The organism is Micromonospora sp. SD19 (assembly GCF_054462275.1).
The window spans coordinates 110,386-124,726 of record NZ_JBTLMN010000013.1; the positions used below are offsets into that span (position 1 = coordinate 110,386).

The following is a 14,341-nucleotide window of genomic DNA, read 5'->3' on the forward strand; positions in this document are numbered from 1 at the left end:
GGCTTCCCGGCGGCCGCTTCGCCGACTTGTGTCCGTCGACGGCCTGTGCGGTCCGCCGGAAGGCCGCGTGCGCGCGGTCGTGCGTGCGTTGGGCGACGGCGATGTAGAGCAGGTCGAGCACCACCAGCTGGGGGTGCCGGGCGGAGAGCGCGTCCGGCCGGAAGGTGGTCGCCTGGCTGGCCGTGAGCAGCACGATGTCGGCCAGCTCGGCCAGTGGCGAGCGGGGGAAGCCGGTGAGCGCGAGCGTGGTGGCGCCCCGGCTGCCCGCCTCGGCGAGCATCTCGATGGTCTCCCGGGTCTGCCCGGTGTGCGAGATGCCGAGCGCCACATCCCCCGGTCGCAGCAGGGCGGCGCTGGCCAGCCCCTCGTGCACGTCGTTCCACGCCCACGCCGCCACCCCGATGCGGTGCAGACTGAACTGCATCTCCTCGCCGACCAGGGCGCTGCCGCTGGCGCCGAAGATGTTGACCCGGCTGGCGCCGGCGATCGCCACGGCGGCCCGCTCCACCTCGCCGAGGTCGAGCAGGGTGGCGGTGTCGTGCATGGCTCGGGTGTCGGCGGCCATGATCTGGTCGAGCACCCGGGCGAGCGGGTCGCTCGGCTGGATCTCCCGTCCGATGTCGACCGTCCAACCGGCCGAGCGCGCCCGCCCGGTCTCGGAGGCGATGCCCAGTCGCAGGTCGGCGTACCCCTCGAAGCCCATCGCCCGGCAGAACCGGGTGATGGTCGCCGGTGAGGTGCCGCTGCGCTCGGCCAGCTCGACGATTGTCGATCGGGCGGCGGCCTCCGGGTCGCTGAGCACGTGCTCGGCGACCCGGTGCAGGGCGCCGGTCAACTCCCCGAGCCCGTTGCGCACCCTTGCCAGCACCCCGTCGGAGGGCGAGGTTCTGCGGTCGATCACGTCGGCGTCGACCACCGCGGTCCCAGCGGCGGTGTCCACCTCGTGATCAACCATGAGTCGCCTCAACTTTCCGAAAAGACTGTTAACCGTTAGTGGTAAAAGTTCTTACTAGACGCCCCTCTATGTCAAGACCGTGGGCGAAGTTTTCAAACTGTTACCCGGCGCACAGCCCCGCACGGCCCCCACCACTTGCCCCGCACCACGCCGCCGACCAGCATGAACAAGCCAGATCGCCGTTCCACGCAAGGAGACCCGTGCCGATGTCCGACACCGTCGTGGTGGGGCTCGACGTCGGCGGTACGTCCACCCGGGCGACCGTCCTCACCCTCACCGGGCGCCGCGTCGGCACCGGCCGCGCCGGCGGCGGCAACCCCACCAGTCACGGCGCCGAACGCGCCGCCGCCGAGCTGCTGACCGCACTGCGCGAGGCGCTCGCCGACGTCGACCCGGCGCGGGCCGCCGCCGGCACCATCGGTCTCGCCGGAGCGGGCCGGCTGCTCGCCGACCCGGCCGGAAGGGCCGCCTTCGATCAGGCCTGGCGCGACGCCGGCCTGCGCTGCCCGTACGAGGTGCACGGCGACGCCCTGGTCGCCTACGCCTCCGGCACCGCCGCCCCGGACGGCACCATCCTCATCGCCGGCACGGGGGCAATCACCGCGCAGGTCCACGACCTGCGGCTCGACCGGATCGCCGACGGCCACGGCTGGCTCCTCGGCGACGCCGGCTCCGGCTTCTGGCTCGGCCGGGAAGCGGTACGCCGGCTACTCGCCGATCTCGACGCGGGGCGTGCCCCAGGCGCGCTGGCCACGACCGTCCTCACCGAACTGCTGGGCAGCGCCGACGTCGCCGCCCGCCCCCGGGACACCGTCGACGCCACCATCCAGACGGTGACCCGTCGACCCCCTGTCGAACTCGCCCGGCTCGCACCGCTGGTCGTCGACGCCGCCGCCCACGGCGACCCGGTCGCCACCGCGCTGATCACCGAAGCCGCCGCGCACCTGACCGAGAGCGTGAGTCGCATCCGCACCGCCGGGGCGGTGACACCCGTCGTGCTCGGCGGTGGCCTGCTCACCGCGGACACCCCGCTCGCCACCGCCGTCCGGGCCGAGATCGCCCGACGCTGGCCGGACGCGCCGGTGCGTACCGCCGGAGACGGGGCCGCCGCCGCGGCCTGGCTCGCCGCCCGCGGCCTACCCGAGGTCACCGACCCCGCAGCCCTGCACGCCCGCCTCTTCCCCGCCCCCTGACCCACCACACCCCACCACCCGGCCGCCAGCACCTGGCCGCCCCGCGCCCCCACCGCCCCCGCGCTCGCGTCGCATCGGGCCCGGGCGCGCCGGTCATGATCGTGCTCGAACCAGGAAGTAGTGGCCTCGTGCCACGAGGAGGGGACTACATCCAGGATCGAGCACGATCATGACCGGGCGAGGGGGTCGGGCGGACCGGGCGGAGGGTCGCGGCCGGGTCGGGCGGGAGGTCGTGTTCGGGCCGCACACCGGGTGGTCGTTATCGGTCAGGGTGGCGGGCCGCTACTTGAGTTGGCCGGCGGTCAGGCCAGCCTGCACCTGACGCTGGAACGCCACGTACAGGGCGAGCACCGGGAGCACCGCGATGCTCAGTCCGGCGAAGAGCCGGGCGTAGTCACCGGCGTAGCCCTGACTGACCGAGAGCGCGAACAGCCCCTGGGCCAGCATCCACTTGGACTCGTCGCCCTGCAACAGCACCTGCGGCAGCAGGAACTGGTTCCAGTGGCTGAGGAAGTTGAAGATCGCCACGCTGATCAGTCCCGGACGTGCCATCGGCAGCATCACCCGGAAGAAGAGCCGGAAGTGGCCGCAGCCGTCGACCAGCGCGGCCTCCGCCACCGACGTCGGCAGGGTCCGGAAGAACGCGGTCAGGAAGAACACCGTGAACGGCAGCGAGTACGCCGCGTAGACGAGGATCAACCCGAGCCAGGTGTTGAAGAGGCCGGCGTTGCGGACCACGAAGAAGAGCGGCACCAGGGCGAGGAACACCGGGAACATGAGGCCGCCGACGAACAGGTAGTAGACGACCTGGCGGCCCCGGAACTCGTAGCGGGCGAAGACGTACGCGGCGGTCGCCCCCATCAGCATGGTGAGGCTGACCGAACCGGCGACCACCACCATGCTGTTCAGGAAGTACCGGCCGATGTGCGCGCCGGTCCAGGCCCGCGCCCAGTTGTCCAGGTGCAACGCGCCGGGGAGACTCCACGGGTCGGCGAGGATCTCACCGTTGGTCTTGAACGAGCTGATGAACATCCACAGCAGTGGCAGGACGGTGAGCAGACCCCAGACCAGCAGGAAGCCGTGCGAGAGGGTGTTGGCCACGCCGAGTTCCCGGCGCACCGGGCGGTCCCGGCGGACGACCGGGGTCGGGGCGGTCGTGGTGGGCTGATCCAGAGTGGTCACGAGTACTCGATCCGTTCGCGCCGGCCGATGCGCAGCGACAGCACCGCCACCGAGAGGGTCAGGAAGAACATCACCACGCCGATCGCCGAGGCGTAGCCGAACTTGGTCTCGCTGCCGAAGGCGGTGTCGTACATCCGTACGCCGATCACGTCGGTGGAGAAGTTCGGGCCGCCGTTGGTCATGAGCTGCACCAGGATGAACCCGTCCAGGGCGAAGATGGCCAGGTAGACCCAGGCGACCTGGACGGTGTCCCAGAGCAGCGGCAGGGTGACCCGACGCAGGGTGGTGAACCGGGACGCGCCGTCGAGCAGCACCGCCTCGTAGATCTCCTTCGGCACTGCCGACATCGCCGCGCCGAACAGCACCACGTAGAAGCCGACGTTGCTCCACACCATCACCGCCAGGACGCACCAGAAGGCGGTCGCCGGGTCGCCGAGCCAGGTCGGCGAGGGCAGGCCGAGACCGTGCAGTGCGCTGGTCAGCAGCCCCTTGTTGGGGTGGTACACCTCCTTCCAGAGCAGCGCGATGATCACCACGGAGAGCACCTGCGGGAAGAAGTAGACGGTGCGGTAGAGCGCGCCACCGCGTACGCCGGTCACGCCGGCGCTGCCCTTGCGCCCACCCATGGCGAGCATGGTCGCGAAGAAGAGCCCCAGCACGATGGTCAGCACCGGCACGAGAGCCAACAGGATCACGTTGTTCTTCAGCGCGTTCCACACGTAGTCGTCGTGCCAGAGGGCCTTGAAGTTGGCCAGGCCGACCGGGTTCGCGTCGGCCGAGTAGCCGAGCCAGTCGGTGGTGGAGATCTGGAATGCCTGCAGGTACGGCGAGACGACGAAGAAGACGTACAACAGCACCGGCGGCACCAGGAACGTGACGATCAGCGGCCACTTGCCATGTTTCACGAGGTGGACCTCTCCGAGGGGGTACGGCCGGTGGGGAAGGGCGTCTCCCCCACCGGCCGGGCGGTCAGGCCGCTCGCTTGTACTTCTTGATCGAGCTGTCCTGGGCGATCGAGTCGGCGCCCTTCTGGCACTGCTCGAGGAACTCCGCGGGGCCGATCCGGCCACTGAAGAACTCGCCGCACGCGGCGTCGACGAGGTTGCGCTCCAACTTGCGGTAGAAGTTGTTGTAGACCCAGTTGAAGCCGTTGGCGCCGGACGCGTCGAGGGTCTTGACCACGGTGCTCAGCCCGTACGGCAGCTCGACACCCTCGGTGGCGCCGGCGACCACGGTGAGGCTGGCGACCTTCTTCGTGAAGTCCTGGGCGCCCTTCTTGGAGAGCATGGTCCGGAAGTACTCCAGGCCGCCAGCGACGTTGCGGGCCTTGGCGGGCACCATGAACGGTTCCCCGGCGGTGCCCCGGATCGCCTCGAACGGCAGTTTGTCGCCGCTGCCGAGGCTCGGCGTCGGCGCGATGGTCATGTTGAACCCGGCCGGGGTGACGTCCTTCTGTTCGCTCTCCAGCCAGGAGCCGCAGGAGATGAAGGCGGCCTTGCCCTGGCACCAGGCGGTCTGCGACTGCTTGTGGTCCAGGCCGGACGAACCGTCCAGGATGTACTTGTCCTTCACGATCTGGTGCCAGGCGTCGGCGGCGGTCCGCATCGAGTCGGACTTCCAGGCGTTCGGCTCCAGGTTGTCGATGGCGGTCGCCACCGACGGGCCACCGAGCTTGATGGCGGTGGAGATCAGCGGCCAGCTCATGTAGCGCGGGTGCAGGCCGGCGTACGTCCAGGGGGCGATGCCGGCGGCCTTGATCTGCTTGCAGAGCGCGATGTGGTCGTCCCAGGTCTTCGCGTACGACCAGCCGCGGTCGGCGAAGAGCTTGGCGGAGTGCCAGATGCCGTAGGCGGTGTAGGTGTAGTTGAGCACCAGGAACTTGCCGTCGTAGGAGCCGACCTCGACGGCGCCGGGCAGCAGGGTTTCCTTGACCGTCTTGCCGGGGATGTCGAGGCTCGGGGCGGCCAGCAGCTCGTCGAGGCCGGCGAGGGCGTTCTGGCTGACCAGCCCGTTGAAGTCGATCTGGCCGGAGCCGGAGTTGTTGACCACGTCGGGCGGGGTGCCGTCGACGAAGCGTGGCTGGAGAGTCTTGCTGATCTCCTGGGTGGAGGAGTGCTTGATCTTCGCCTTCGGGTACTTCTCGGTGTACATGGCCTCGTGGGCCTTGGCGTACTCCTCACCGAACCCGCCGCCGAAGATCACCACCTCAAGTGGGGCGTCCTCCTTCACGCCGAGCGGGTTCTGGGCGCTCTTGGTGCCCTGGTAGGTCTCGGCATCGTTCTTGTCACCGCCACCGCTGGTGGCGCAGCCGGACAGCAGGCCGGCGGCGGGGGTGGCCAGGAGGCCGGCGGCGGCGCTGCGCCGCAGGATGTCACGCCTGTTCATGGGTTCTCCTCGGGTCGGGTCGGGCGGCCGCCGGTGTGGGGGAGGCGTCCGCCGCGCGAGGCGCGGTGATTCTCTTCAGTTCGTGCTCTGTTGCTGAAGAATTTCTACGACAGCCGGGCCCGGACTTCAAGTCCTGACTGTCGAACCGTTATCACCACCAGCCGTCGCCGGGTCGCCTAGCCTGAGGCGATGCGCCGTCTGCGCCAGCTGGCCGAGCACACCCCGGCTGGGCGGGAACGGTACGTCGACCTGCTCCGCGCGCTCGCCATCACCATGGTCGTTGTCGGACACTGGAGCGTCACGGTGATCGGGCGCGACGCCGCCGGGCAGGCCACCGGTCACTCCGCACTCGGCGACCTGCGCTGGGCGTACCCGCTGACCTGGCTGGCCCAGGTCATGCCGGTCTTCTTCCTGGTCGGGGGGTACGCCAACGCGGCCTCACTGACCCGGCTGCGGGCCCGCGGCGGCGACGCACCCGGCTGGCTGATCGACCGCAGTGCCCGCCTGGTCCGCCCCACCAGCACACTGCTGCTGGTGCTCACCGCCGCGGCGGCGGCCGCCTGGCTGCGTGGTGCCGAGCCGACCCGGATCCGCGAGGTCGTCTGGTTCGCCACCATTCCGCTCTGGTTCCTGGTCGCCTACCTGGCGGCGGTCGTGCTCACCCCGGCGATGTACGCGCTGCACCGCCGTCTCGGCCTGGCCGTGCCGCTGGTCCTGGTGGTTCTGGTCGGCCTCGGCGACCTCGGCCGGCTGATCGGGCCGGAGGAGCTGAGTTACGGCAACTACCTGTTCGGATGGCTCGCCGTCCACCAGCTCGGCTTCGCCTGGCACGACACCCGCACCGTGCCACCCGCCGGTCGGGCCGCGCCGCCGCAGCCGTCGACCGGCCCGGCCGGCCAGACCGCGCCACCACCCGCCGAGGCCGACGCCGCCGGGCCGTCGACACCCGACCGTCCCGGGGTACGCCGACGACGGCTGCCCACCTCCCGCCGGGCCGGCCTGGTGTTCCTGACCGCTGGGATTGGTGCGGCGCTGCTGCTCACCGTGCTCGGCCCGTGGCCGGTGGTCATGCTCAAGGTGCCCGACGAACGGTTCGACAACAGCGCGCCGCCCAGCCTCGCGTTGCTGGCCGTCGCCGCCGGCCAGCTCGGGGTGATCCTGCTGCTGCGCGGCCCGGCGGAGCGGCTGCTACGGCGCACCGGGCCGTGGCAGCTGGTGATCGGGGTCAACCTGGTGGTGCTGACCGTCTTCCTCTGGCACCTCACTGCCGCGATCCTGCTGATCGGGATGCTCGACGCGGTCGGGACGCTGCCCGCCCCGGCGGTCGACACTGCCGCCTGGTGGGCCTGGCGGGTGCCCTGGCTGCTGCTGCTCAGCGCCGTCCTGGTGGCGCTCGTCGCCATCTTCGGCCCGGTGGAGGCGCGCAGCGCCCGGCACCGCACCGGACGCCGGACCCGGGGCAGCCCCGCCCGGGCGGCGTTGGCGGTGGCCGGCTACGCCGCCGTGGTGGCCGCGTTGCTGATCAACAGCGCCACACCGCAGCGGGCCCCGGAGCCGCTCGGCACGCCCGTCCCGGCGCTGGTGGCGTACCTGGCCGGGGCGGGCGTGCTGCGACTGCTCAGGTCTGGGTGGGGAACCCGAGGTTGACCCCACCGTGTCGGGGATCCAACCAGCGACTGGTGACGACCTTGCCCCGGGTGAAGAACCGCACCCCGTCCTCACCGTGCGCGTGCAGGTCACCGAAGAGCGACGACTTCCAGCCGCCGAACGAGTGGTACGCCATCGGCACCGGAATCGGCACGTTGATCCCGACCATGCCCACCTCCACCTCGTGCTGGTAGCGGCGGGCCGCGCCGCCGTCGTTGGTGAAGATCGCCGTGCCGTTGCCGTACGGGCTGGCGTTGACCAGTTCCACCGCCTCGTCGTACGAGCCGACCCGGACCACACTCAGCACCGGTCCGAAGACCTCGTCGGTGTAGATCGACATGTCCGGGGTCACCCTGTCGAACAGCGTCGGGCCGAGCCAGAAACCGTCCGGGTCGCCGTCCGGCGTCACGTCCCGCCCGTCCACCACCGGCACCGCGCCGGCGGCCACACCCGCGTCCACGTAGGAGCGCACCTTCGCCGCGTGGGCGGCGGTCACCAGCGGGCCCATGTCGCAGCCCCGTCGACCGTCGCCGGTGCGCAGACCGGTCATCCGCTCGGCGATCCGCTCGACCAACTCGTCCGCCACCGGCTCCACCGCCACCAGCACCGAGATGGCCATGCACCGCTCCCCCGCCGAACCGAACCCGGCGTTGACCGCCGCGTCGGCGGCCAGATTCAGGTCGGCGTCCGGGAGCACCACCATGTGGTTCTTCGCCCCACCGAGCGCCTGCACCCGCTTACCGGCGGCTGTCCCGCGCTGGTAGACGTACCGGGCGATCGGGGTGGAGCCGACGAACGACACCGACCGCACCTCCGGGTGGTCCAGCAACGCGTCGACCGCCTCCTTGTCACCGTTCACCACGTTCAGCACCCCGTCGGGCAGGCCCGCCTCGGCGAACCACTCCGCCAGCAGCAGCGCCGCGCTCGGGTCCTTCTCGCTCGGCTTGAGCACCACCGCGTTGCCGCAGGCCACCGCCACCGGCACGAACCACAGCGACACCATCACCGGGAAGTTGAACGGCGAGATCACCGCCACCACCCCGAGCGGCTGCCGGATCGTGTACGAGTCGACCTCGGTCGACACGTTCTCGCTGAACGCGCCGCGCAGCGCCGACGGCAGCCCACACGCGTACTCGATGACCTCCAGGCCGCGCTGCACCTCGCCCGCGGCGTCGGCGAGCACCTTGCCGTGCTCGGCGGTGATCACCTCGGCGAGCCGGTCCCGGCGGGCGTGCACCAACTCCCGGAAGGCGAACAGCACCGCCGAGCGCTTCGCCAACGACGCGTCCCGCCAGGCCCGCGCCGCGCGGGCGGCGGCCTGCACCGCGACGTCGACGTCCGCGGTGCAGGCCAGCTCGACCTCGGCGGTACGCCGACCGGTCGCCGGATCGAACACGTCGCCGCGCCGCGCCGACGTGCCGCCGACCCGCTTGCCGTCGATGAAGTGACCGATGCTCATGCCGCCACCCCCGCGCACGAGCGGATCGCGTCGACGAGGATCGCCAGGCCCTCCCGGGCCTCCGCCTCGGTGAGCGTCAACGGTGGACCCATCCGCAGCACGTTGCCGTGCAGGCCGCCCTTGCCGGCCAGCAGACCACCCTCCCGGGCGGCCTCGAAGACCCGGTTGGTCAACGCCGGGTCCGGTTCGCTGGTGCCCGGCCGGACGAACTCGACGCCGAGCATCAGCCCCTTTCCGCGTACCTCGGCGACGCAGTCGAGCCCACCCACCGCGGACCGCAGGCCGTCGGCGAGGATTGCGCCGACGCGGGCCGCGTTCGCCTGGAGGTCGTGCTCCAGGAGATAGTCGAGCACCGCGTTGCCGGCCGCCGTGGAGATCGGGTTGCCGCCGAAGGTGGAGAAGCTGATGGCCGCCACCGACTCCAGCACCTCGGCCCGACCGACCACCCCCGCGAGGGCGAAGCCGTTGCCGATGCCCTTGGCGAAGGTGAGCAGATCCGGGGTGACGCCGTGCGCCTGGTAACCCCAGAAGTGCTCCCCGGTACGCCCCCAGCCGGTCTGCACCTCGTCGGCGATGAACAGGATGCCGTGCTCGTCGAGGACCTTCTTCCAGCCGGCGAAGAGCCCGTCCGGCGGGTGCACGAACCCGCCCACGCCCTGGATCGGTTCGGCGATCAGCGCGGCCACGTCACCGGCGGTCTGGGTGGCCAGCACCTCGCGCAGGTCCTCCACCGCCGCGTCGACCTGCTCGTCGGGGCTGAGCCGGGCCATCAGCCCGCGCACCCGGTCGCCCGAGTGCAGCCAGGCCACCTGGAGCGGGTTGAGGCCGCTGGCCGACCAGTTGCGGTTGCCGGTGACCCCCATCGCCGCGTACGACCGGCCGTGGTAACTGTTGCGCACGGCCAGGACCTGGTGCGATCGGCGGTGGTTGGTGGCGACCAGCAGCGCCGCCTCGTTCGCCTCCGTGCCGGAGTTGGTGAAGAACACCCGGGCGTCCGGGATGCCGGAGCGCTGGGCGATCTTCTCGGCCAGCTCCACCTGTTGGCGGATCAGGTAGAGCGTCGAGGTGTGCACGATGCCGGTGGCCAACTGCCGCTCGACGGCCTCCCGGATCTCCGGGATGTCGTACCCGATCATGTTGGTCAGCACCCCGCCGAAGAAATCCAGGTAGCTGCGACCCTGCGCGTCGGTGACCCGGCGGCCCGAGCCGGACACCAGCTCGATCGGCTCGGCGTAGTACAGCGGCATCCAGGACGGGAGCACGGCCCGGTGCCGGGCCAGCAGGTCGTCGGTCATCGTGGCAACCCTTCAGCGGCGTTCGTGGATACCGCACGCTCCCACCGCCAGCCGAGGCGAACAACTGCCAGCCTGTAGCCCATAGCTGCCCCGACCTGACAGCACGTCAACGGTTTCCGGGGTGAAGCTTCGCCTTGGCCACCGATTTGGGCAGTCTTCTTACGTTCGCTCCACTCGATCCGCAGCGTGGTGGCACACCGCTACCCTGGTTCGGTCCACTGTGACCGGGGAGGCACGCGGTGCGCATCGAAGAGACGATCGCCGAACTGGAGCGCGTCGCGGCGCGCGAGGTGGGCCGGGGCAGCGAGGCGCTGGCCGCGCCGGCGGCCGGTGGACTGCTCGCCGCCGCCCGGTCGCTCGCCACCGCCGGGCCGCCCGACGCCGCCGTCTTCACCGGGTTCTTCATCCCCGGCGCCGACCCACCCGCCGCGGAGACCGACGGCCCGCTCGGCGCGGTGCAGATCGCCGTCGCGCTGCGCCTTCTCGGCGGCCGATGCCGGCTCGTCACCGACGAGCCCTGCGCCCCCGTGCTCGAGGCGGCCGTCGCCGCCACCGCGCCCAACCTGCCGGTGGACGTCGCGCCACTGCGCGGGTACGAGGACTGGGCCGCCGCCCGCATCCCCGCGTACGGCCAGCTGACGCACCTCATCGCCTGCGAACGGGTCGGGCCCGGGGTGGACGGTCGGCCGCGGAACATGCGCGGCGAGGACATCGGCGCACACACGGCACCCCTTGACCAGCTCTACACCTCCGGGTCTGCCTTCCGGATCGGCATCGGCGACGGCGGCAACGAACTCGGCATGGGCCGCCTGCCGGCGGACCTGGTCGGGCGGGTGGTCGCCGCGGGCGAGCGGATCCGGTGCGTGGTGGGCGCGGACGCCCTACTCGTCGGTGGCACCTCGAACTGGGCTGCCGCCGCCCTGGTCGGCGCGCTGTCGCTGCTCCACCCCGAGGTGCCCGAGCTTCGTACGCTGCTGGAGCCGGCCTGGTCGTACGACCTGCTGAGCGCGGTAGTGGGCGCGGGCGCGGTGGACGGCGTACGCCGCCGCCCCACGCTCAGTGTCGATGGCCTCGACTGGCCCGCGTACGCCGAACCCCTCACCCGCATCGCCGAACTGGTCGGAACCAGCCGCTAGGACGTGTTCCGGGCCGCTCGTCGCCGATGACGTGCGGGCCAAGACGTGTCGGTCGAGCGCGCCGGAGTCCGGGCGTCGCCCGGCCAGCACCTCCGAGATCGCCCGCCAGGTGTCCTCATCGGACGGAAGGGGGTTCGGTCGCCGGCCGGAGTGGCCTTGGCGGGCGTACCTGCGCGGCCCTCCGCGCCACCGGCGGGCCGCCGCCCGTCAACGTGGCGGGATCGCGACGGCGCGCCGACTCACCGGGGGTCGCGTCGTCGGCGGGCGGCGTGGCCGGTCGCCGGTCCGGCAAGGGCTGGTGCGGCGGCGACGCGATGGTCGGGCCCGCCGTCGAAGGGTCCGGGGCCGCCGGTCGTGGGCGCAACGGCAGGTGCAGGGCCACAGCAACCACCGCGAAGGCGGCCCAACCGGCACCCAGCGCCACGGCCGACGAGACGTCCTGGAGGTAGTGGTACGCGGTGAGGAAACCGACAAGCGCGAGACTGTTGCGGGCGAAGTGACGACTGAATTCGCGCAACTGGTGGCGGGCCTCGACGGCGACCAGCACCCCCGAGTACGGGAAGGTCACCACCATGCCGCGCAGCACGGCACCGAGCAGCGCGGTGAGAATCGCCCCGACGAAGATCACCACCAACTTGAGCAACGCCGGCAGCCCGTCCGGGCGTCCTCCGTCCGAGGTCTCGGCGACGGCGGCCCCCTCATCGGTGGGGGCCGCCGGGGCATCAGCGGGGGCGACGCTCGGGCGAGCGCGGCGGTGCAGCAGCAGCATGGCCCCCGACCAGAGCACGAGCGTGCCGACGAGCGCCGCCTCGAACGGGATGACGACGGCCAGCAGGCCGGCGCTGAGCGCCACGTAGACGGCGATCCCCGCAGCGTCGGCGAGCAGGATCGGCCAGCGCAGCCGGTGGTAGGTGACCGCCACCGTGACGAAAAAGAGGTTGAGCCCGAGCACGCCGAGCAGTTGCGCGCCGCCCACCCGGTAATCGGTGCTGAGCAGGGCGAGCGTCATCGGCAGCGGCAGACTGTAGACCAGCGCTCGGAGCCGGACGGAGCGGATCACGCTGACCGCCCAGACCACGGCCGTCACCAGCAGGACCGCACTCCACGTCATGGCTCACCCGTCTCCGCCCCGGTGGGGCCGTCAGTCCTGGAAGGTCGCGGCATTCGAGCAGAGGTCGAACACGCGGGTGAGCCGGTTGACGTCCGTCCGGTTGACCGAGAACTGGTTCTCGCCGATCTCGCCGTGTGCGGTCATGTGGGCCTCCCAGCAGCTCGACCCGTCCCAGAGTGCCAGATTGACGTGTAGCTGGGGACTGACCACACCGTAGGGCAGCAACCCCACCCGTGCCCCCGCCGCACGCTGCTTCTCCACCAGGGCGGACAGCTCGTCGCTCATTCTGGCGTAGACGAACACCCGGGTGATCTGAACGCCCCGCTGCAGGGCTTCGAGGTTGGCCTCCCAGTAGCGCCGGCCGATCTCGCTGCGCCACCAGCTCAGCTCCCCGCTCGCCCGGGGCATCACGTTGGTCAGGGCGTCCAGTCGTTGGGTACAGGTGCGGGTCGCGCCGATCAGGTCCTCGTCCTCGTCGCCGCGCCGGATGATGCGACCCTCCGCGAGTTGCTCGGCCTCCACCCGGAACTGCTCATACCGCCGCTGCGCCTCCGCCGCGACCCGGGTGCCGGCGTGCTGCTCGGCCGCGTCCCGCATCGCCCCGGCGAGCTCCGTCGTGGTGCGGACGAGCCAGGGCGGGCCATCCAGCAGGGTTCGCAGGTGGAACCGGCGCTCCGCGCGGGCCAACGAGTCCACCAGGAGTGAGATGGTGATGCCCATCAGGCCGGCCAGCAGCGACTCCACCCCCGATGCGGCGTTGCTGAGGTCGAGCGTGATGCTCAGGGTGATCGACAGGGTGATGCCGACCAACGCCACCGGGTCGGTGTGCGCCACCAGACGGACGAAGCCTCCACTGGAGCTGCCCTGCCCGCGTATCCGCTCACGGGCCATGTCACGGGCCATCGACATCCCCCAATCAGCCGCTCCCGCCAGCGTAGACAGCTGCCACAACCGCCGGGTCCCGCCGCAGCGGGCCGGTAGCATCCGGCAGGTGCAGAGCGCGGACGCGGCGTCGTCGACCGGAACGGACGACGAGCAGATCACGGCGGAGATCCGGGCCTGGGTCTGCTCATCCCCGGTCCGCGGCCTGGTCGCCCGCTTCGGCGGCGCCTGGCCCGACGGCGATCTCACCGAGGTGCTTCGATTCCTGGACGAGTTCTCCGCCCGACACTGGGACTTCCGGGGTGGCCGGGAACGGCCCGACGCACGCGAACCCGACCTCGATCCGGCCACCGCCGCGCTGGTGCTCGACGCGGCAGCCGCGCTCGGGCTGGTCCATCCGGTGCCGCCGACCCGTGGCGCGTACGCCCACCTGGTGGTGCTCGGCGGCCTGGCACACGCCTGCGTGCGCCGCGTCACCTACGCCGCGCACCTGCTGCGTGCCGGGCTGGCGGTGGGCGGCGAGGTGGCCGTGCTGGGCAGCTTCCGGCCGCTGTCCGAGTGGGAACGCGCGACGCTGGCCGACGCTGGCCTGCCGGCCGACGACACCGAGGTGGACGTACTGGACACGGCGGTCCGGCGGGCGTTCGGGGTGGCCGTCCCGGCGGAGCGCGACGGGGTCGACGCAGGCCACCCGCACCACTCCTGGTCGTCGCGGACCTACCACCCCAGGGGCCTGCCGCCGGTACGGGTGCTGGCGGCGCCGTCGAGCGAACCGCACCTGCGGCGGGCGCACACCGCGGACACGCAGCGTTTCTGGGCCGGGCACGCCCAGGTCGCCCCGGGCGATCAGGTGCTGATGCTCACCGCGCCGATCTACGTGCCGTTCCAGCACTGCGACGCGCTGCGCACCCTGGCCCTGCCGTACGGCTGCGGGATCGACACCGTCGGGGTGGACCCCACCCTGCCCGACCTGGCCCGGCTGCCGGAGCAGACGCTCAGCCCCGGCCGCTACCTGCAGGAGATCCGCTCGGCCGTCCGGTCGATGCGGGCCCTGCACGCGGCGCTGGTCGCCGGCTGACCCGGGCATGGTCGAGGG

Annotated in this window: 11 protein-coding genes and 1 pseudogene; 4 read left to right on the forward strand and 8 right to left on the reverse strand. The window is 71.7% G+C overall.

Going from position 1 to position 14,341, the window contains the following annotated elements:
* Positions 1-16: 16 nt before the first annotated feature.
* A pseudogene (locus ACX27O_RS30280) lies at positions 17-955 on the reverse strand (MurR/RpiR family transcriptional regulator); the annotation flags it as partial.
* A gap of 206 nt (positions 956-1,161) precedes the next feature.
* Between ACX27O_RS30280 and ACX27O_RS30285 the strand changes: the two are divergent.
* A complete protein-coding gene (locus ACX27O_RS30285; protein WP_210859593.1) occupies positions 1,162-2,148 on the forward strand; it encodes an N-acetylglucosamine kinase in 987 nt (328 codons plus the stop codon).
* Positions 2,149-2,430: 282 nt separating this feature from the next.
* Here ACX27O_RS30285 and ACX27O_RS30290 read toward each other — a convergent pair whose 3' ends face one another.
* The 3 genes from ACX27O_RS30290 to ngcE form a co-directional block, all read right to left on the reverse strand.
* Positions 2,431-3,330, reverse strand: coding sequence for a carbohydrate ABC transporter permease (locus ACX27O_RS30290; protein ID WP_358134644.1), 900 nt, complete (start codon positions 3,328-3,330; stop codon positions 2,431-2,433).
* Positions 3,327-4,235, reverse strand: coding sequence for a carbohydrate ABC transporter permease (locus ACX27O_RS30295; protein ID WP_030337772.1), 909 nt, complete (start codon positions 4,233-4,235; stop codon positions 3,327-3,329). Before ACX27O_RS30295 ends, ACX27O_RS30290 begins: the two co-directional genes overlap by 4 nt.
* 64 nt (positions 4,236-4,299) lie before the next feature.
* Positions 4,300-5,715, reverse strand: a complete 1,416-nt coding sequence (gene ngcE, locus ACX27O_RS30300) for an N-acetylglucosamine/diacetylchitobiose ABC transporter substrate-binding protein (protein WP_210859592.1) — start codon at positions 5,713-5,715, stop codon at positions 4,300-4,302.
* Positions 5,716-5,904: 189 nt separating this feature from the next.
* On the opposite strand from ngcE, the gene ACX27O_RS30305 reads away from it, so the two are divergent.
* Positions 5,905-7,362 carry an acyltransferase family protein gene (locus ACX27O_RS30305; protein WP_210859591.1) on the forward strand — a complete coding sequence of 486 codons (1,458 nt, stop codon included), beginning with the start codon at positions 5,905-5,907 and terminating at the stop codon, positions 7,360-7,362.
* Here the strand turns inward: ACX27O_RS30305 and ACX27O_RS30310 are convergent.
* Positions 7,334-8,821 carry a CoA-acylating methylmalonate-semialdehyde dehydrogenase gene (locus ACX27O_RS30310; RefSeq protein WP_458940465.1) on the reverse strand — a complete coding sequence of 496 codons (1,488 nt, stop codon included), beginning with the start codon at positions 8,819-8,821 and terminating at the stop codon, positions 7,334-7,336. The genes ACX27O_RS30305 and ACX27O_RS30310 overlap by 29 nt on opposite strands.
* Positions 8,818-10,116, reverse strand: coding sequence for an aspartate aminotransferase family protein (locus ACX27O_RS30315; protein ID WP_458940466.1), 1,299 nt, complete (start codon positions 10,114-10,116; stop codon positions 8,818-8,820). The genes ACX27O_RS30310 and ACX27O_RS30315 overlap by 4 nt, the downstream gene beginning before the upstream one ends.
* 239 nt (positions 10,117-10,355) lie before the next feature.
* On the opposite strand from ACX27O_RS30315, the gene ACX27O_RS30320 reads away from it, so the two are divergent.
* Positions 10,356-11,252: a glutamate cyclase domain-containing protein gene (locus tag ACX27O_RS30320; RefSeq protein ID WP_357637539.1), complete on the forward strand. Its 897-nt coding sequence runs from the start codon at positions 10,356-10,358 to the stop codon at positions 11,250-11,252.
* Positions 11,253-11,367: 115 nt separating this feature from the next.
* Here the strand turns inward: ACX27O_RS30320 and ACX27O_RS30325 are convergent, their stop codons facing one another.
* Together ACX27O_RS30325 and ACX27O_RS30330 are read right to left on the reverse strand one after the other, a co-directional pair.
* Positions 11,368-12,363 (reverse strand): hypothetical protein, encoded by a 996-nt coding sequence (locus ACX27O_RS30325; protein WP_210861281.1) that lies wholly within the window; start codon positions 12,361-12,363, stop codon positions 11,368-11,370.
* A gap of 30 nt (positions 12,364-12,393) precedes the next feature.
* Positions 12,394-13,266 carry a phospholipase D-like domain-containing protein gene (locus ACX27O_RS30330; protein ID WP_210861282.1) on the reverse strand — a complete coding sequence of 291 codons (873 nt, stop codon included), beginning with the start codon at positions 13,264-13,266 and terminating at the stop codon, positions 12,394-12,396.
* An 88-nt stretch (positions 13,267-13,354) separates the two neighbouring features.
* Between ACX27O_RS30330 and ACX27O_RS30335 the strand changes: the two genes are divergently transcribed.
* Positions 13,355-14,323 carry a hypothetical protein gene (locus ACX27O_RS30335; protein WP_210861283.1) on the forward strand — a complete coding sequence of 323 codons (969 nt, stop codon included), beginning with the start codon at positions 13,355-13,357 and terminating at the stop codon, positions 14,321-14,323.
* The last annotated feature ends 18 nt before the right edge of the window (positions 14,324-14,341 follow it).

Excerpts from the sequence above, each read along its gene's own strand:
- ACX27O_RS30285 (WP_210859593.1), top strand. The coding sequence starts at position 1,162 with ATGTCCGACACCGTCGTGGTGGGGCTCGACGTCGGCGGTACGTCCACC.
- ngcE (WP_210859592.1), bottom strand. The coding sequence starts at position 5,715 with ATGAACAGGCGTGACATCCTGCGGCGCAGCGCCGCCGCCGGCCTCCTG.
- ACX27O_RS30305 (WP_210859591.1), top strand. The coding sequence starts at position 5,905 with ATGCGCCGTCTGCGCCAGCTGGCCGAGCACACCCCGGCTGGGCGGGAA.
- ACX27O_RS30310 (WP_458940465.1), bottom strand. The coding sequence starts at position 8,821 with ATGAGCATCGGTCACTTCATCGACGGCAAGCGGGTCGGCGGCACGTCG.
- ACX27O_RS30315 (WP_458940466.1), bottom strand. The coding sequence starts at position 10,116 with ATGACCGACGACCTGCTGGCCCGGCACCGGGCCGTGCTCCCGTCCTGG.
- ACX27O_RS30325 (WP_210861281.1), bottom strand. The coding sequence starts at position 12,363 with ATGACGTGGAGTGCGGTCCTGCTGGTGACGGCCGTGGTCTGGGCGGTC.
- ACX27O_RS30330 (WP_210861282.1), bottom strand. The coding sequence starts at position 13,266 with ATGGCCCGTGACATGGCCCGTGAGCGGATACGCGGGCAGGGCAGCTCC.